The sequence below is a fragment of the Pedobacter namyangjuensis genome (genome assembly GCF_003313325.1).
In the GTDB taxonomy this organism is placed as follows: Bacteria; Bacteroidota; Bacteroidia; order Sphingobacteriales; family Sphingobacteriaceae; genus Pedobacter; species Pedobacter namyangjuensis.
The window spans coordinates 247,598-266,515 of the sequence record NZ_QMHQ01000003.1; the positions used below are offsets into that span (position 1 = coordinate 247,598).

At 35.4% G+C, this 18,918-nt stretch carries 19 protein-coding genes and 1 tRNA gene; 5 read left to right on the forward strand and 15 right to left on the reverse strand.

Annotated features, from left to right (window positions below; genetic code table 11):
- Positions 1–31 precede the first annotated feature (31 nt).
- From DUT69_RS12945 to DUT69_RS12970, 6 genes are all read right to left on the reverse strand, one after another.
- The gene (locus DUT69_RS12945) at positions 32–1,198 is read right to left on the reverse strand and encodes an efflux RND transporter periplasmic adaptor subunit (RefSeq protein ID WP_113654182.1); all 1,167 of its coding nucleotides are present in this window, start codon (positions 1,196–1,198) and stop codon (positions 32–34) included.
- Between the two features lie 32 nt (positions 1,199–1,230).
- Positions 1,231–1,815 (reverse strand): TetR/AcrR family transcriptional regulator, encoded by a 585-nt coding sequence (locus DUT69_RS12950; protein WP_113653671.1) that lies wholly within the window; start codon positions 1,813–1,815, stop codon positions 1,231–1,233.
- A gap of 478 nt (positions 1,816–2,293) precedes the next feature.
- On the reverse strand, positions 2,294–3,310 hold the full coding sequence (locus DUT69_RS12955) for a WD40/YVTN/BNR-like repeat-containing protein (RefSeq protein ID WP_113653672.1): 1,017 nt from the start codon (positions 3,308–3,310) through the stop codon (positions 2,294–2,296).
- 27 nt (positions 3,311–3,337) lie between these two features.
- Entirely contained in the window at positions 3,338–3,772 is a 435-nt protein-coding gene (locus DUT69_RS12960) for a DUF2147 domain-containing protein (protein WP_113653673.1), read from the reverse strand.
- A 101-nt stretch (positions 3,773–3,873) separates the two neighbouring features.
- A complete protein-coding gene (locus DUT69_RS12965) occupies positions 3,874–4,134 on the reverse strand; it encodes a hypothetical protein (RefSeq protein ID WP_113653674.1) in 261 nt (86 codons plus the stop codon).
- A 102-nt stretch (positions 4,135–4,236) separates the two neighbouring features.
- On the reverse strand, positions 4,237–4,731 hold the full coding sequence (locus DUT69_RS12970; RefSeq protein ID WP_113653675.1) for a DinB family protein: 495 nt from the start codon (positions 4,729–4,731) through the stop codon (positions 4,237–4,239).
- A 128-nt stretch (positions 4,732–4,859) separates the two neighbouring features.
- Between DUT69_RS12970 and DUT69_RS12975 the strand changes: the two genes are divergently transcribed.
- Entirely contained in the window at positions 4,860–5,825 is a 966-nt protein-coding gene (locus DUT69_RS12975) for a GlxA family transcriptional regulator (protein WP_113653676.1), read from the forward strand.
- Between the two features lie 38 nt (positions 5,826–5,863).
- Here the strand turns inward: DUT69_RS12975 and DUT69_RS12980 are convergent, their stop codons facing one another.
- Positions 5,864–6,286 (reverse strand): GreA/GreB family elongation factor, encoded by a 423-nt coding sequence (locus DUT69_RS12980; RefSeq protein WP_113653677.1) that lies wholly within the window; start codon positions 6,284–6,286, stop codon positions 5,864–5,866.
- 404 nt (positions 6,287–6,690) lie between these two features.
- Here DUT69_RS12980 and DUT69_RS12985 point away from each other — a divergent pair, with 404 nt between their 5' ends.
- Genes DUT69_RS12985 through DUT69_RS12995 form a run of 3 tightly spaced genes read left to right on the forward strand, consistent with a single transcriptional unit; the run spans position 6,691 to position 8,128 of the window.
- A complete protein-coding gene (locus DUT69_RS12985; protein ID WP_113653678.1) occupies positions 6,691–7,194 on the forward strand; it encodes a DinB family protein in 504 nt (167 codons plus the stop codon).
- Between the two features lie 33 nt (positions 7,195–7,227).
- Entirely contained in the window at positions 7,228–7,668 is a 441-nt protein-coding gene (locus DUT69_RS12990; RefSeq protein ID WP_113653679.1) for an SRPBCC family protein, read from the forward strand.
- Positions 7,669–7,687: 19 nt separating this feature from the next.
- On the forward strand, positions 7,688–8,128 hold the full coding sequence (locus DUT69_RS12995) for a VOC family protein (protein WP_113653680.1): 441 nt from the start codon (positions 7,688–7,690) through the stop codon (positions 8,126–8,128).
- A gap of 141 nt (positions 8,129–8,269) precedes the next feature.
- Here the strand turns inward: DUT69_RS12995 and DUT69_RS13000 are convergent, their stop codons facing one another.
- The 7 genes from DUT69_RS13000 to DUT69_RS13030 all read right to left on the reverse strand — a co-directional run bounded on the left by DUT69_RS13000 (position 8,270) and on the right by DUT69_RS13030 (position 17,520).
- Positions 8,270–9,250, reverse strand: a complete 981-nt coding sequence (locus DUT69_RS13000) for a glycerophosphodiester phosphodiesterase family protein (protein ID WP_113653681.1) — start codon at positions 9,248–9,250, stop codon at positions 8,270–8,272.
- 231 nt (positions 9,251–9,481) lie between these two features.
- A complete protein-coding gene (locus DUT69_RS13005) occupies positions 9,482–11,878 on the reverse strand; it encodes an outer membrane beta-barrel family protein (protein WP_113653682.1) in 2,397 nt (798 codons plus the stop codon).
- A gap of 103 nt (positions 11,879–11,981) precedes the next feature.
- On the reverse strand, positions 11,982–13,001 hold the full coding sequence (locus tag DUT69_RS13010) for a helix-turn-helix domain-containing protein (protein ID WP_113653683.1): 1,020 nt from the start codon (positions 12,999–13,001) through the stop codon (positions 11,982–11,984).
- A gap of 205 nt (positions 13,002–13,206) precedes the next feature.
- Positions 13,207–13,290 (reverse strand) — tRNA-Leu (locus DUT69_RS13015).
- 17 nt (positions 13,291–13,307) lie between these two features.
- A complete protein-coding gene (locus DUT69_RS13020) occupies positions 13,308–14,072 on the reverse strand; it encodes an MBL fold metallo-hydrolase (protein WP_113653684.1) in 765 nt (254 codons plus the stop codon).
- 169 nt (positions 14,073–14,241) lie between these two features.
- Complete coding sequence (locus DUT69_RS13025; protein WP_113654183.1) at positions 14,242–14,889, reverse strand: LolA family protein; 648 nt, start codon at positions 14,887–14,889, stop codon at positions 14,242–14,244.
- 57 nt (positions 14,890–14,946) lie between these two features.
- Positions 14,947–17,520: an FtsK/SpoIIIE family DNA translocase gene (locus DUT69_RS13030; protein WP_113653685.1), complete on the reverse strand. Its 2,574-nt coding sequence runs from the start codon at positions 17,518–17,520 to the stop codon at positions 14,947–14,949.
- 438 nt (positions 17,521–17,958) lie between these two features.
- On the opposite strand from DUT69_RS13030, the gene DUT69_RS13035 reads away from it, so the two are divergent.
- Positions 17,959–18,621: an ankyrin repeat domain-containing protein gene (locus DUT69_RS13035; protein ID WP_240186722.1), complete on the forward strand. Its 663-nt coding sequence runs from the start codon at positions 17,959–17,961 to the stop codon at positions 18,619–18,621.
- 75 nt (positions 18,622–18,696) lie between these two features.
- Here DUT69_RS13035 and DUT69_RS13040 read toward each other — a convergent pair whose 3' ends face one another.
- Positions 18,697–18,918 carry a PspC domain-containing protein gene (locus DUT69_RS13040; RefSeq protein ID WP_113653686.1) on the reverse strand — a complete coding sequence of 74 codons (222 nt, stop codon included), beginning with the start codon at positions 18,916–18,918 and terminating at the stop codon, positions 18,697–18,699.

Genomic DNA, 18,918 nt, shown 5'->3' on the forward strand with positions numbered 1-18,918 from the left:
CCTTTGTGGGATGATTGTTGCTGTTTACGACTTATTTTTTAATCTCTGCGTAAACCGAATCGGTATTCTTTTCTTCAGGCTTAATCTTAGTGCCATCTCTTAAAGATTGGAAACCTTCTAAAACAATCTTATCACCAGCTTTAATACCTTTGGTTACTACGTAGAATTTACCTTTGGTATTTTGCATCACTTCAACCGGGGTATTGATTACTTTTGCAGAATCTCCTAAAACGTAAACAAATTTCTTTCCTTGCAAATCGGTAGTAGATTTTTGAGGGATTAAAATAACATCTTTCACGTTTTGGGGAATTCGAACTGAAGCGCTACCACCACTTTTTAAAATTGAAGTTGGATTTGGAAAAGTAGCTCTTAAGCTAACTGAACCTGTAGCCGTATTAATCTGACCGTTGATAGATTCAATTTTACCGTTTTGTGCATACACTGTTCCATCTGCTAACACTAAACTAACTGGCGGAATATTACGCATTTGCTCGTTTAAGTTTTTGCCAGCATACTTATTAGAAAAATCTAAAATTTGCTTCTCGTTTAAAGAAAAGTAAGCGTAAACTTTAGCGGTGTTAGAAACAGTAGTTAATGGTTCTGCACTATTGCTGCTAACCAAACTACCCGTTCTGTATGGGATACTACCAACTAAGCCATTAACCGGACTTGTAACGCGAGTATAACTTAAATTAACTTTTGCATTTGCTAGCGTTGCTCTAGCTTGAGCCAACATCGCTCTTTTGCTTTGCAGTGTTAATTGTGCCGACTCTAATTCGTATTTACTAATGATGTCTTTGTCAACCAAAGGTTTTGTTTTGTTAACTTGTAGTTGCGCTGCGCTAACATCTGCCTCTGCACTACTAATTGCCGCTGCTGCAGTTCTAACAGCCTGCTCGTATTGTGGATTGTTAATGGTAAACAACAACTGTCCAACTGTTACTCTTGCACCTTCATCAACCAATATCCTTTCAATAAAACCATCAATTTTCGGTCTTATATCAATATTCTGAATCCCTTCTATCGTTGCTGGGTAATCTGAATCTAGTGTGGTTTGTTGGGTACTAACGGCAAAAACCGGATAAGCTTGTGGTTGGCCAGCTGCAGCTGCTGCTTGCGCTGCCTTCTCGTCTTTACCACCGCAAGAGCTTAATATTGCGCCTAAAAATAAAAGTGATAGTGGAACTGTTGTTTTCATTATGTTGGGTGTGATTTTGTGTTTCATTTATGTTATTGATAAATCATTTCGAATATTAATTTCTTCCTATCGTGCATTAGCTCAAAATATTCTTTACTGCTGATGTTAAACAATGCTCGGTTTAAACAGTTTGAAATCAGCGGATAAGCCATCAACGCAAACAGATTCATGCAAAACTGGCGAGGATCCATTTTTTTGATATTCCCTTGCTCCATTTCTGCACTTATTTCTTTTAAAAAATTGTTTAACCTATTTATTTTCTCAATCGGTACGGTTTTATCGCCTCGGTGCATTTCTGTAATTACGTACATTTCCCTAAAAGGATATTTCATACCCTGCTCCATGAACGTTTCTATAAGTTTTTCTAATTTTTGCTTAAAACCTATTTTTGCACTAAAAACTTCATCTAGCAAAGCTGATGTTTCGGCCCTGGCTTCTTGCGCCACCTGTTCAAACAAAATGTCTCTCGATCTGAAATAGTAATTTAACAAAGTTCTGTTTACGCCTGCGGCATCTGCAATATCTTGCGTAGTTGCATGAAATTTCCCTTCAGAAAAGAAAATTCGCTTAGCCGTATCTTTAATTAATTGTTCCGTTCCGGTATCTCTCTGTGCCATTCACAATATTGTTTAACATTTTTGTTAAACGCCAAAATTAATCGTTTGATTAAAAATTTTTGGTGGTTAACATATTTGTAGCAGAGTTATGACAAAGCTTTGATAATTGAAGGGCAATTGATGGCCGTAAAAATTGTTTTTCAGAAAATCCAGGGCCGAATATCCTATCGACATTTGCCCTGCTCTACACTACAATCTTTTAACCGAAGTTTTTAATAAAAAGGAATTTGGTTGAGGTTAAAAGGATTTATGTTACGATCAGGTTTAGTATACGCAACCTAGTGCAATAATTAGGCATCATGCAATATCACGCTAAGAACAGCACAAGTTCTTATTAACTAAACCGGATTGAAGCGGTATCCTTTTGGAGCGAAGCGAAAAAAGATTTAGCAAAAAGCCGGTACAAATGAAGTTATAGCAGAGAAACTGCTTTACATAAAAGTTAATGAATCTTATAGATGTTTACGTCGAAAACAGACTAATCTGCCTTTAACTGATAAATTTGCCCTTTGGTGCCAGTCACTAATATCAAACTTCCTTTTTTAGCTTTTTGCAGCGCATTAAAGTTGAGGGTAGAAATATTTTTCCAGGTTTTACCGCCGTCCGTTGTAACGTCTGTGCCGGAAGAGCCAGTTGCAAAGGCCAAGTTTTTGTCTATATATTCTACAGCAGAACGAAATCCAAATACTTGATTAGTTGGCTTAAACCAACTTTTGCCCCCATTTTTAGTTACCAGCACATTATTACTGTTTTCTTTGTCTCGCAAATAATTTCCGCCAACGGCTATGCCATTTCTATTATCATAAAAAGCGATAGAAAATGGACCAGTACTACTTTCGCCTTGTAAAATTGGCAATTCGTAGGCTTTCCATCTGCCACCAAAATTATTCGAGGTAAAAATTCGCGAATTCGAACCGCCGGTTGCAATCCAAACCTTACCATTTGCGCCAGTTCTAACCGTAGTGCCGCTGGCAGCAAAACCAGCTTCGCCAACTATCATATTTTCTTTAATGTTTGCAGAAATATCTTGCCAAGTTAAACCACCATCGCTGGTTTTAAGCAATTGCATTTTGTCTTTTATCGGGTCGCCAAATACGATGCCGTGCTGATGGTCCCAAAAATCCATTCCATCTAAAAAGATTAATGAATCTGTATTTTTATAAACCTCACGCCAGGTTTTACCACCGTCTATCGTACTTAAAATATATGCTGGCGAACCTGCATTTACAATAATTGCTTTTAGCGCATCAAAAGCTTGTATATCCCTAAAGTCTAGTTTTTCGTAACCTTTGGGTTGCGTCCATTGCCAGTTTTTACCGCCATCAGTAGTTTTGGCTACATAACCATTGCTACCACTTACCCATGCAACATTATCATCAAGAACAGACAAACCACGCATACTAGTGTTTTTTTCGGCAGTTAACTGCTTAAAAGAGTAGTTTTGCGCAAAGCTGATTATAGGGCAAAGCAAAAAAGCTAGCAATAGTTTTTTCATTATTTTGGCGTTAATTGGGATTGTAATTTATTTAACTCGCTTAAATGTTTCAGACCTACCAATAATAGAGATACCAATATAGCCTCTAACATTTAGGGTATTGTTATCTTTAAGCGTTAAATTACAGCTATAGGTTTTACCAGTTTTAGGATCGTAAATAGTACCATCAATCCATTTCAAGCTATCGTACTCAAAGTTTTTTAAAATTTCCAAACCTAAAAGTGGCTTGTTTCTTAAGCTAGCTTCAGGATTTTTGGCATCGGTTTTAGGTTTCCCGTTGTTGTCGTTCGGTTCTTTAATCCAAGCTAATTTTCCGAAAAAGTTTTCGCCTTTTTTATAAATTTCAATTTGGCCTTCGCCTGATGAGTTTACCCATTTACCTAAAATATCGTCTTTTTTTTGCGCAACCGCAGCTAATGTGCATATAGCAAATACGAATAGTAATGACAACTTTTTAACCATAACAATAAGTTTTTATACTTTTATAAAGTTAAAGATTAACATTTAAAATTGAAAAACAATCATTTTTATTAAAAGTATAATTACCTAAATTTTAGTTTTTTTTACAGAGATTGCAACGCATCATAGTTATTAAACACCTGAATATCATCAGATAGCAGTTCAGAAAACCAACCTCTTTTTTGAAGTAACAATATAATAGCCGAAGAATCGACAGCTAGGTTTTGGCAGGAAATACGAAGAATATGATCGCAATCGTCTAAATCAAAGTTTGCTTTATAGTTAGCAAAACGCTGATGAATATCTATCAGAATTTCATCGGCAACCTGCTGATCAACTACGTTAGTTTTAAAAACCTCTACCATTTTTACAGGGATTTGTAGCTTTCGCAAAATTAAAAATAGACAAAACGGTATTTGAGATGTGAAAATATCAAATTTAACCTTTAGATAAAAATATTTCCTAAATTACATATATTTCATGGGCTCGTAGTCTAGCAACCGGCGCCATAACGCAATTTGGCCGATAGTGTTTGCCTCCCTATAAGTGTTAAAAGAAATCATTTCAAAAAGAGGAAAGCTCATTCCAGGAAACTCCAAAATTTTATTTAGCTCATCTTCGCCAACGTTTAATAGCTTCTCTCTTAAAATCGGTGTAATTTTTTTCCAATCGTCTTGGTAAACACTTAAGTTTGGATAAACAACATTAGCCTGAATGCCTTTGTTATCCTTAAAAAGTTCATCGGCGGCAGCTTTTAATTCGCCTCCCAACATATTTTCCAAATCAAAACGTTGCTGTACTAAACTGCCTGCCAACCATGCTATGTGGTTTGCTTTGGTGTTTAATCTTTCATTCGTATCTTCATCTTTTAAATCGGCAAGCACGCTATAAAAGAAATCGGTGTGCATATCGAATAAAATTAAAAATCCGTACATTCGGTTGCTAACTGGTTTAATATCCATGATTTATAAAATTAATTTAAGCTAAATTAAACTAATTAATCATCAAAACAGCCTACTATAAAAGTCAATATTAGGGGGCATTTGCGACAATTTTTTTCTATTTTAGTTATTCAAAAATTACTGAAAAAATGATTGAGCTGGGTATTTTACTAATCAAAAACTATAAACTTTTAAGCGTAGCTGCAATTTTAGAAGTTTTTGATACTGTAAATAAATTTTATGTAGAGGCTGGAAATCCTCCTGCATTTGACATAAATATTTTAGCAACTGAGGAAGCTGATGAGCAAAGTAGTGCTTTTGGTTTCCCATTGAAGCGATTTGCTGAAGCTGAAAATATGCAGCTAATTCTAATTCCGGCTTTTACTACAAATGATTTAAATAAAACCATACAAGAAAACAGGGCATGTATTGCGCCTTTGGTAAAAAACTACAGAACAGGTGCTAGAATTGCCACCGTTTGTACTGGGGCTTTTTTACTTGGCGCTACGGGTTTACTTAATGGAAAATTTGCTACTACCCATGTAGATGCTTGTACAGGATTTGCGAATGCTTTTCCAGATGTGAAGTTAAAAGCCGACAAAACTGTTACGCAAGACGATAGATTGTACACCAGTGGTGGAGCAACATCATCTTTCCACCTTCTTTTACATCTAATAAACGAACTTTGCGGTAGTGATATAGCTATAAAAACCGCCAAAATTTTCGCTATAGATATGGATAGAGATAAGCAAACTTATTTTAGCACCTTTAACCCTTCTCACAGCCACAACGATGAACTGGTTGCTTCCGCACAATACCAAATAGAAAACAACTATCAAGATGCGGCAACCATTGAAGAATTAATTAAAGATATTCCATCAAGCCGGAGAAACATTGTTAGGCGATTTAAGCAGATTACCGGAATTACCCCCATAGAGTATTTACAGCAAACGCGTATAGAGGCTGCCAAAAAACTTCTAGAACAAACTGGCGAGCAAATGACAACTGTAATTTTTAAATCAGGCTATAACGACCCTAAAGCTTTTAGAAAGATTTTTAAGAAAAGCGTAGGAATGACGCCCACGCAATACCGGGAAAAATTCCAAGTAAGGTAAAAGTTCGGCCGTTTTAAGCCGAACTCTTGCCTATTTTACTAACTTTCATTATAAACTTCGGTTATTCTAAATCTTTTAATACCGAGAGGAACCTTCCATTGTACCTCATCATTTTTGGCAAAGCCGATAAATGCTGTCCCCATTGGTGTAAGTACTGAAACTTTTTTCTGTTTCATATCTGCATGTGCAGGCATTACTATAGTAAACTCCATAGAAGCATTCGTTTCTAAGTCAACAACGATTATTTTTGAATTGAGTTTAACTCTATCTGCAGATAACTCACTATTCTCTACAATTTTTGCTCTTTTTAGCTCATGCGAGAGTGTCATCTCGCCTTCTTTAAAACTCGCACTGCCAATGTAATACCTTAATTGCTCGTAATCTTGCTTAGTAAGTATTACCTGATTCTGTTCTGTTGTTTTTAACATGTTTAATAAATTTAAGTAAAAGGAAAATTGCATAGTTTAAAAAAACAAATGCATAAGTAAACCAAAGCACAAATGCTCTTGGTTATAATTAAAACGGAGAAGAATTAATCCCCGAGCCTAGAAACTATACGGTCGGGGTAGAAATATTGAAATCTTTGTAGTTTGAGATGTAAAACATCTTATTACAAAAACATGCAAAATGCTTGAATTTAGCTAACACAACGGCAACCTGCTCAAATATTGAATGAGTAGCGGGTTTTAACAAGATATTTTTGCTATTGATTTGCATAAAATCAAATATATCAAAATTGCTTGTAGATTAAATGTTTATTACACTTTCTGACAATTCTTAAATAAGGGAATTCCAATTCTTTAAAAAATTTAGTTGATCAGCTTTTAAATTAATAGCTTTATAATGCATAACAAACAATTCAATCATGTTAAAAAAAGGATTATTGAGTGAATTTCTGCACGAAGCTGAAAACACTCGCAAATTATTGAAGGCTATTCCAGATACAGCATTAGGTTATAAACCACAACCAGAATTATGGTCGGTTGCCGAGCTTGCATCTCATATCGCATCTATTTACGCTTGGTACGCTGGTGTTTTTAGCGTAGATACCTTCGATTTTGGCGGTTTTACTTACCAGAGGGAAGACACATCCAAAGCTTCTAATATAGTAGCTAAATTTGAAGAAAATATGGCTATCGCTCAAAACGCTATAGAACAGTCGGACGAATCTACTTATTTCAACGATTGGATAATGAAAAGTGGCGATCAAGTTTTTATTGGTCCGCTACCGAAGGTGCAAGCTATTCGAGGTTTTTTGTATAACCACCTTTATCATCATCGTGGCGAATTGGTAGCGCATTTGCGTGCAACAGGAAATAAGGTTCCGGGCTTATATGGCCCTACTTACGAGCAATCTCAGCAAGCATAATTTTAATTCTAACGTTTTTTAGTAATTGATAAAATGAGCACAGTACAACTTCACCGAGTAATACAAGCGCCTGTGGACAAGGTTTTCAGGGCATTTTCAGATCCTTTGGCACAAGCATTCTGGTTTCCTCCATATGGTTTTTTATGCGAAGTGCATCAAATGGACTTTAGATTAGGTGGGACTTTTAAAATGTCTTTCCATAATTTTACCACACAAAAATCTCATTCTTTTGGAGGCAGTTATCTGCAATTAAAAGAAAACGAAATCATTCAATATTCCGACAGTTTTGACGATCCAAATATGCCGGGTGAAATGATTACTACCGTAAATTTTAAATCCGTTTCTGTTGGAACCGAAATCCATATCACACAAGAAGGAATACCCGAAATGATACCGGCGGAAATGTGCTACCTGGGCTGGCAAGAATCATTAGATAAATTGATAAAGCTAGTAAGCCCAGTAATTAACGAATAAATCATAAAAACAAATATCTATGGCAACAACTAACACCTATCTTAATTTTAACGGAAATTGTGAGGAAGCATTTAATTTTTACAAATCGGTATTTGGAGGCGAATTTACTTACATTGGTCGCTTTGGCGAAATGCCTTCTAGCGACGAATTTCCTGTACCTGAAGCTGATATGAACAAAGTGATGCACGTATCTCTTCCAACCGGATCATCTGTTTTAATGGGAAGTGATAATGGAGAAGCTTATCAATCTTCTTTTATCGCTGGCAACAACTTTTCTGTTTCCATAAATGCTGATAGCCGAGAAGAAGCTGATAAACTTTATAGTGGATTGTCGGCCGGAGGAAACGCAACAATGCCTATGAGCGATACTTTCTGGGGTGCTTACTTTGGTATGTTTACGGATAAATTCGGCATCAACTGGATGGTAAATTATGACGATCCTGCAAAAATGCAAGGGTAATCTATTTCTTCCGGTTAATTGTATTTATAAAGAGTTAAAGCATTCAATTATTAGCTTTTCTTAATGGCAAAAGAAAAAGCCCCTTCGTTACTTAAAAACTTAGGGGCTTCTTGGTGTTTAATCTGAATAATTAAACGTCAATTATTTGTTCTGGTAACTACCAAATAACTTTATTAAAATATCAGGGTAGTCGGAAATAATGCCGTCTACACCTAATTTTCCTAAAGCAACCATATCTTCTTCCTTATTTACTGTCCATGGTACAATTTGCATTTTTTTATCATGCACTTTTTTAACCAATTCGGCATTTACGCCACTATAGTAAGGGCTGTAAATAGCTGGCAAGAAGCCCAATGCAGTCAGTTCATCATCAAAGCTAGCTTTGTTTTCTGCTTTTTGTTTTAAATAGGCAGCTATTTCTTTAGCAGACAAGCCGTATTTCTTTAATTCTTCTTCAGAAACATTCATTTTTCCACTCGATAAAAGCGAGAGTTTTACTTTTGGTGCTACTTGATTCAAAACTTGTAGCGTCCTCATATCAAAGGACTGAATAGTTAACCTATTAGTTATATTTTTGCTATCAATCACGCCCATCAGTGTTTTTACAAAAACTTCCGGTGCTGGATTGTAAATACCATCTCCCTGCTTATTAGATTTGGTTTCTATGTTGTAATAAACGGGCTTCAATTTATTGATTTTAACATAGTTTTCTACACTGTCAATCAGCTCACTTAATAATGGCTTATTTACCTTCATTTTCTTTTGTTCATGATACCTAACGTGTATTTTAGTGCCCGCATCAAAACGACGTATGCTATCGTAAGTCATTTTAAACAAGCTCAGTTCCTTTTCTTCTTCTTTGGTAATTTCTGCCCCATTCGGCTTTTTCATAAAAACAGATGACATGTAGGCGTCGTGAGAAACCACCACTTTTCCATCCTTGGAAATCACCACATCCAATTCTAATGTTTTTGCGCCTAATTTTACGGCATTTAACATTGTCGGAATAGTATTTTCTGGCATTAGCGCCATACCACCTCTATGTGCTTGAACATCTACCTTTTGTTGCCCAAACGCTAAATTGGCACATAAAACACTTGCAACAAGTAATAATTTTTTCATAAAACAACTTAATAAAGGACAATATTTTTCATCTAGATGATTAATTCTTCCAGAAGCAAAAATAACGGCGCAACAATGGCAATGCGTTACCAAAAGATTAAATGATTATTAAGGATTTTAAATGTTAGGTTTGGAAAAAAGCATGAATTCTACTTTTTTCCACAACCAAAAAAGTGTCAATTAAAATAATTTCGATATCTGAACCAGTTATTTACCATCGTAAAACAAATACTAGTTTCCTGTCCTTGCTCTCTCTTCCTGATTTCCAGTTTGTCGGCTTCTAACGTTAACTTTCTTACTCCCGAATTTGTAGTTTACAGACAATTGCACCAATCGAGTATCAAAATAATAATTAGATCTTCTGTGTACACCCGCAACGTTAGCGCTAAATCGGTACTTGTCTGATTTAAAAATGTCATTTGCTCGAAGATTTATTCTCAAATCTTTGTGAAGTAAAATGTATTGAATAGCAAATGAAGTGGATGTGAATGGCTTTATTTTATCTATACCGTATGCCCCCAGAAAGTAATACTCAAAACCAAGGTTAAGCAGTAGCGTTTTGTCTTTATTTAAATTAAAGTCGTTATTACTTGTTACGAAGGAGGTGAAACCATCTACTCCTATTGCAGATAAATCTAGAGTTTGTGCAGTTGAATAGTTTATGTTAAATAGGTTGTTGCTATTCCACCATTTAATTTTATCAAAAGTAAAAGTTTCTGAAAATCCATATCTTTTTAAGTTGAAGATGTTCTTATAAATCAATCGTATTTGATTAGTATTGAGGTCTGGCAAACCTAATTGATTAAAAACATCGTTTTCAATGCTGAAATATAATTTGCTTTCCAGCTTTTTATAGGAATATATAAATTCAAAATTATCAATAAAATACGGTCTCAGGACTTGGTTGCCTTCAACGGTTAAAAACGGAGTAATGTAGGTAACATTTGGGTTCAACTCAGAAAAATTAGGACGTGCCACCCTCCTGCCATAATTAAACGTATATGTTGAATTTTCTGTAGGGGAATATGATAAATTTATAGTAGGAAATAGCTTAATGTAATTTGTATTTAAAGACTGGTTCGAGTTACCATTATGAGATCGTGTCTGGGTGGCTTCCATTCGCAACCCAATTTGAGCTTCTAAATTATTCTTGAATTTTTTATGCCCAGAAAAATATAATGCCTGTATATATTCGTTATAATCGAACTTATGGGCCGTTTGTGGCATGTCTGTTATTGGAATATTAGCAAGCCCACTATTAAAAGCAGTGATGTCATTTTTTGTATTAGAAATCGAGATCTTTCCTCCAACGCTCCAATTAGCCAAATCTGTAGGCAACTCTACATCAATTTTACCAGAGTAATTATTAGTTAGCTGCGAGTTATTATTAATCCCTTTAAAATACAGGATACTGTATGGATTATTATTTACGGAAGTGCCTTCATAAGGCCTGGTATCATCGTTCGCATATTTAAAATAATCCAAATTCAAAATTATTTTCTTACCAGCAGAATCCAGTTTAAACTCATTAAAAAGATTTATCGAATTGAATTTTGGTTTTTGATCGGCGGTTGTTAGAGAAACTATTTCATTAAAGGGAACATTTGTATTATGCTGATAAACCAGCGATTTCGTATTTCTATTAGAATTCGTTTTATTAAAATTGCCAATATATTGGAAACCTAACGTCCAATTTGGTGTTGCCGAGTAATGCAAACCTAAAACACCGTTAAGTCTTTTGTAACCTCGGTTAAATCTTTGTTTAGTATTCCATAACTCCGCAAGAAAAGCATTATAATCTTGATAACTAAAAGTTTCGCCACCATCTCTGTAATTTAATGAAGAACTTAGGCTTAACTTATTTTTGCTGTACATGAAGTTACTCGTCACAGCTCCTTCACCTTCGTCGTACCTATGCAAGTAACTACTCCCTAAAGAAAGACTCCAAGAATCTGCTTGCGCTTTTTTTAATTTAATATTAATCAACCCACTTCCGCCAGCCGCGTCATATTTGGCGGGTGGCGTTGTAATTACTTCTATATTTTTAATATTATCCGCAGGAATTGATCTGAGAAAATTCGCCATATCTGCTTCGCCAAGTTCTAACATTTTATCATCTACTAAAACCCTAACAGACTGTTTACCTACTATCGTCACATTTTCATTTCTAACCGATACTCCAGGCGTAATTTTCAATGCTTCTAAAGCGTCGCCACCAGTAGCACTAATCGTATTTTCAATATTAAATACAACTCTATCCACTTTCCGTTCTACCAATTGTTTCCTTCCAGAAATTACTACAGTCCCCAAAGTATTGATAGCATCTACCATAATGGCACCTAAATAGGTATCTGAAACAAGTTCTATCGATTTTGTATATACAACTTGCTTAAATTGGCGAATTTCTAATCTATAAACACCTTTTTGGTAGTGGATATTAAATTCACCTTTATCGTTAGTTAGGCGATTTACTAGCGCAGTAGCCTTTTCTGAAAACAGAATAACTTCTGCATATTCTAATGGCCTGTTTTCAAGCGTAACAGCTTTCCCCGAAATTTTGATTTGAGCGATTAATGCATTACTTAAGATAAATACAATCAACACAATTAATAAAAACACTTTTCTCATTTTTAAAACTTAATTTTTTAATAATGAGGGCAAATATCAAGCGTAGTGATATTTGAAAGGTTCTCATATCATAATCTAGAAGTTCGATACTATAATCTAGAACTTATTTCGATTGCATTTTCTGATATTCTGCGGGAGTTAAGCCTGTGATTTTTTTAAAAGCCGTAAAAAAAGTTGACTTGGAGTTAAAACCGCTATCATAACCTAAGCCTTCAATTGTATAATTAGACTCGGTTTGTAAAAGCTCTTTAGCCTTTTCTACCCGATATTCTTTGATGAGATTTGAAAAAGATTTGCCTAAAACTTCGTTTATGTATTGAGATAGTAAGTGCTTTGTTATTTTTAATTCTTTTGCAGCTTCCTCCAGACTAAGATTCGGATTAAGAAATAGTTCTCTTTCAACAACGATAGACAGCTTTTGACCTATCAAATCTATCGTCTCTCTATCCATTTCTTTGTTTTTGTACTTTTCCTTTTCGTTAAAAAAGGTAGACTCGTGGCTGTTTCTAAAAATTAAAAGCAATACAATTAAATACAACACAAATGTAAACGACAAAGCGCCTACAATATAGGAGGTGTAGGCGGCAGTTGTGTAGGCTAACCATGTAAAGGCAACACCAATATAAATGCTAAGAAACCAAACATCTATTCGTTTTAAATTTTCTTTATCCTTAATTTTTTGGAGAATTGGTTGGAGATATTTAAAAGAAATAATAATATAAACCAACCATTGAAAATATATTGTTTTTAAAATCCAACTTGTCCAAACTGCAACGTGTTCGTCATAAGGATAAAAATATCCTAAAACGGTAATTCCGCCCAAATAGGGAGCTATATGCCATATCCAATTTCGCTTCTCTTCTGTAGAATATGAATTAAGGTATAAAAATAGAAACGGTCCGATTAGGATGCAAGCCGAGAGCCCAATCTGAATAAAAAAATTAGATAAATCGGGATTAAAATAGAAGAATACTGATTTTGCAATTCTAATACTTAATACCAGCAAGAGTAGGGATAAAAAATAGTTTGTAAAAACTTTCTTTTTAGCATTTATTGCAAAGTATAACGATAATAAAAAACCGTTAAAGGCCCCTAAGGCACTAAAAAAGAAAAGAAAGGTCATTTAGTTCGTTAAATTATTAAGTCTTTTCAGATAGCCTTATTTGAAATATCTAAAAAAGAAATATTTCAAATTTTTATTCGTAATGGATAATGTCGGAGCAAGGAAATACAATATTCCTTACTCAGCAAAACCATTTAAACGTATCAAAAAACAGCGTTTTGACATTTTATAACCGTACGGATCGGCACGTCATTTTACGCGTTTGTACCCAAGAGGAGATTCGAACTCCCACACCCATACAGGCGCCAGCCCCTCAAGCTGGTGCGTCTACCAATTTCGCCACCTGGGTAAGTGTTTGCAAATATATTAATCTAGTTTAAAACTCAAACCATCATAAGCAAGTTTAATATTTGATGGTAACTCTTGCTCAACTTCTTTATGCAAGCCTAAATAATGGCTCATATGTGTAAAATAAGTCATCTCGGCTCCTACTTTTTGTGCAAAAGCAATTGCCTCCTCTAAGGTAAAATGAGAAATATGTTCATTACGTTGCAATGCATTTACAATTAGGATTTTGCTCCCTTGTATTTTTTCTAATGATTCTTCTGAAACGGTTTTCGCATCAGTAATATAAGTAAAATCACCTATTCTATAACCCATAACTGGCAACTTATAGTGCATTACTTCAATCGGAGTTATAATAGTTTGACCAATTTGAAATGGATTTTTATCCACTGTGTGTAATGTAATTTGGGGTAAGCCGTGATATTTTGTGTCCTCAAAAATATAAGCAAATTCTCTACGTAACGCTTGCTGCACTCTTTCCACTGCATAAATATCAATTACTTTATGCAGAAGATAATTGAAGGGCCTAATATCGTCCAAACCAGCAACATGATCTTTATGTTCGTGGGTAAACAATATAGCATCTAAATCCTTAACCCCAGCTCTAAGCATTTGATACCTGAAGTCTGGTCCGCTATCTATCACAATAGTTTTATCGGCAGTTTCTACCAAAACAGATACTCTCAAACGCTTATCCCTACTATCAGACGATTGACAAACTTCGCAGCCACAACCTATTACCGGAATGCCTTGAGATGTACCTGTGCCTAAAACTGTAATTTTCAAATCTGATTTTACTATGAGTTTAAAATAACACTATTAAGATTACTAAGAGATATCGATAGATTTACTTCTATAATTAACCTTAAAATGTAAGCAATGATACCTAAAAATGGCTAAATAAAAAAGGGTTTGAACTTTCGAGCAAACCCTTTTCTAATAAATTTCAATGTAATTATCTTAAATCTACAACCTCAACACCCGGGTATTTCTTAGCATCGAAAGCAAAAGTAGTTTCCGGAACTTTTACGTTTGGAGAAAACGTTTTTACATTATAGGTATACGTGTTTCCGTTTTTCTCGTAAATAACAATGTTTGCTATTTGTTTAGTAGCTTTATCGATACTCAAACGCACTTTAAATACTGATTTTTTAGTATCTGTAGGCGATAATTCTATCATCTGATAAGTTTTTGCGCCAGATTTCGATTCGCCTGTGTAAAGGTATTTAAACCCTTTTTCGTAAATGGTAAAAATCTTTGCCGGATTCAAGGCATCGCCGCTATTATCAACGTTTGATATCTGAACTTCTTTATCGTTTTTTAAATAAGTCCATTGAACTTTACCATCGCTAATTAAATCCTGGTTAGTCATTGCTACTTTATATTTGTTCGCGTTAGCTTTAACATATAAAGTTCCTTGTTGTGTTTCTTTAACTTTTGCTTGTGCATTGTTTAAGGTAAAAGTAAAATCGCTTTTTACAATATCGTAAGTACGATATTTTTTACTAACTGCCGCTAAAATTTCTTTGGCCTTTGCATCGGTTTGTGCATTTGCTACCAAACCTGTTCCTAATACCAATAATGCTACTAATATCTTTTTCATGTGTTTGCTATTTATTGCCAACAGTTACAACTTTTCAGGTTGGCAAAACGTAAATCCTTATTTTTTATTCAGGTTAGTCAAGAATTGTTCCAAAGCATACTGGTCTGGTAATAAAACTTCTCTAGCTTTACTTCCCTCAAACGGACCAACAACTCCGGCCGCTTCTAACTGATCAATAATTCGTCCCGCACGGTTATATCCTAACTTCATTTTACGCTGAATAAGCGACGTAGATCCTTGCTGATGTGTTACAATCAACTGTGCAGCGTCTTCAAACAAAGGATCTCTGTCATCTGGATCGAAATCGGCTTTGCTACCTTCGCCAGCTTCATCAATATATTCTGGCAACTGATATGCTTCTGGATAACCTCTCTGGTTCCCGATAAATTCCGAAACCCTATCTACCTCCGGTGTATCTACAAATGCACACTGTAGCCTAATCAAGTCATTACCTGTAGATAAAAGCATATCTCCCCTACCAATTAACTGATCGGCACCGCCACTATCCAGAATAGTTCTCGAATCGATCTTAGACAAAACCCTAAAAGCCAACCTAGCCGGGAAATTGGCTTTAATAGTACCCGTTATAATGTTTACAGACGGACGTTGTGTGGCTAAAACCAAGTGTATACCAATTGCACGGGCTAATTGTGCTAAACGAGCTATTGGCGCCTCAACCTCTTTACCGGCCGTCATCATTAAATCGGCAAACTCATCAACTATTAAAACGATGTATGATAAGAACTTATGGCCATTTGCCGGATTTAACTTACGTTTAATAAACTTATCATTGTATTCCTTTAAATTCCTTACTTGGGCATCTTTTAATAAATCGTAACGTTGATCCATTTCGATACATAATGAATTTAAAGTATTTACAACTTTTTTGGTATCCGTTATAATCGCATCGGCCTCTCCAGGTAATTTAGCCAAAAAGTGGCGTTCGATTTTATTAAATAGCGTTAACTCTACCTTTTTAGGGTCTACCAGTACAAATTTTAACTGCGATGGATGTTTAGTGTAAAGCAACGAAACCAAAATAGCATTTATACCTACAGACTTACCCTGACCAGTAGCACCAGCAACCAATAAGTGAGGCATTTTGGCCAAATCGGCGATGTAAACCTCGTTAGAAATGGTTTTACCTAAAGCAATAGGCAAATCCATAGTTGTTTGTTGGAACTTTTCTGTTGCTAAAATACTACGCATCGAAACCATTTCTGGGTGCAGGTTTGGCACTTCTATACCAATAGTTCCCTTACCTGGCATTGGCGCAATAATACGAATACCGAGAGCAGCCAAACTCAGAGCAATGTCGTCCTCTAGGTTTTTGATCTTAGAAATTCTTACACCCGGAGCCGGAATAATTTCGTAAAGTGTAACCGTTGGACCAATAGTAGCTTTTATTTTATCAATTTCAATATTGTAGTGGTTAAGCGTTTCTACAATTTTGTTCTTATTGGCTTCTAACTCGCCTGCATCAACAGAGATTTTAGCCGAACCATGGTTTTCTAATAAATCTAAATGCGGTTTTTTGTACGATGCCAGATCCAAAGTAGGGTCGTAAGTACCAAATTGCTCAACTAATTCGTTTGCTTTAGTCTCTTCTTCGGTTTTTTCTATCGTAAAAGTTGGCTCCGTAACTATAGGTTCTGGCTCAACCACCACCACTGGTGGTGGAGGTGTTGGCGTAACAGTAACCGTTGGACTTAGCATCACATTAGTAGCCAAAGGCGTGTCCACAACCTGTTCGATGCTTTCAGTTTTCTCGAAACGATTAGGCGTTAAAACTACATTTTGCTCAATTTTAGCCTCCTTTTTGTACCTATCGTTAACGCTAAATTCAACTGGTTCAGATTTATTTTCTCTCACCAATTCAATATTATCGGGCACATCGGGTATATCTGGCGTAAACTCAGGTTGTTTATCGCGTTGCGGAATTTTAAAATCTATGTTATAGGCAATAATAAGAATGGTTAAACCTAAAAAAATCAGCAAACCCGCCACTCCTGCTTGTCCAATTTGCACAGTTAAAAGCTTATTGCTCCAATAGCCGAACTCTCCTTCTAAAAAATGTGGTGTTTCTGCAAAAAAAGAATGTCCGAAACCCATTAACAGAGAAATGAACAAGATGAAAAACAAGCTGTAGCCCAGCACTTTCTCTATCGCGAAAATTTTAACCTTAAATAATAAGCGGTAGCCGATTACAAAAAATACAAAGGCGAACAAGAACGAAGCAACGCCAAACCATTCGTAAATAAACTGATGAGCCAATAATGCACCAACTTTGCCCAACCAATTTTCTACAACCGGATCATCTACCCCACGTTCACGTAGTTCTTCTACACTTTTAAACAAATTGCCCCAACCACCGTTAGCATCAATTACATAACTTTGATCTTCTTGCCAAGTAAAAATATACGATGTAAATGCAAGCAGGAAATAAATGGAAATTACCACAAAAAGCAAACCCACAATCTTAACCAACCTGCCATCCTGCAAATCGAATTTTGGCAAGTATGCTTCCTTTACTTTAGATGCCCTGCTTGTTGTCTGCTTCTGACCCGGTTTCGCCGACTCGTTTTCGTTCCTAAATGAATTTCCTTTAAATTGATTACCCCTTAGCGACATCTTCTGTTAGTGATTATAATCAACAAATATAAAATATATAGTTGTTTGTGCATTACAAACGGCTACTATTTAAATAAATTATTTCGTTTTTGAGGCTAGCTTTTTTCCAATTTGCCTAAGGGTTATTAAACTTTCTTAAAAAACAATTGTCATAACTAAAACTGAATAATTAATTGAGGTTTTTTGTTTTAGGTTAATCCTGCTTAAGTGAAATTGAGCAGGATTTTTTTTGAAAAGCAAGCTCCGGAGCATTTTTAAACGCAAGCCCTGCTTTACACTACAATTCCCGATAAAATCGGGAGATTTTCGTTGCAATCAGGTTTACTTTATTTCTTATCAGCAACTAGGCGCTGTTGCAAAATGCCAAAACATGCGCTATTTTTAACGGCTAACACAATATCATTTTATTTTTGTTAATTTAACACGGCTTTTATACAAATGGAGATGAATATAGCGCAACTCGAAACTTACATCGAAAACGATCAACTAGACGAAATTATCAGTTTGCTAACTGAACGACCGCAACTAGCTGTTCAAACTACTTCGCACCAAATTTCGCCACTGTTACTGGCCTGTTATTACCAAAAGCAAAAAATTGCAAATGTTATTGCTGAGTTTGTTCCCGAACTAAATTTATTTGATGCCTGTGCCGTAGGCAAATTTGATGACGTAACTTTACTGGTGTTTAAAAGTCCGAGTAGCGTAAATTCTTTTTCTATAGATGGTTTTACGCCTCTAGGCTTAGCTTGCCATTTTAACCACGAAGAAATAGCAAGGTTTTTAATTTTAAAAGGCGCCGAAGTAAATATTGCCAGTAAAAATGGCTTCAATGTTTTTCCTATTCATTCTGCCGTTGCAGCAAATAACCTAAATCTTACAAATGTGTTGCTATATGCAGGCGCTTACCCAAATGTTTGTCAAAAGTCTGGTGTAGCACCATTACACACTGCAGCACAAAATGGTAACATCGAAATAATTATTGCATTATTAGAAAAAGGTGCAGAAGTAACCTTACGTATGGAAGGTGGCAAATTACCTGCAGATTTAGCTTCAGAGAAAGGTTTTACAGAAATTGCAGAAATTTTAATGCCGGAAGACTGAGAAGTTATAAGTAGTAAGTTTTAAGTGGTAAGTAAAGATTTCGCAACGTAAAACTTATTACTTAACACGTAAAACTTAAATATCCCAGACTCTTAATCTTACTTTTTTAACATAGGTTCTAATATCTAAAACCACTGCAGCCAGGATATAAAAGAGAATAGGAAAACCGACTGCTAAAAACGATGAATAAATAAAAAACAAGCGTACTTTGGTAATGCTCATATTCAGTTTGCCAGCCAAATAGGTAGAAACGCCAAAGCTTCGCTGTTCGAAAAAAGTAACAATTCTTTGAAACAT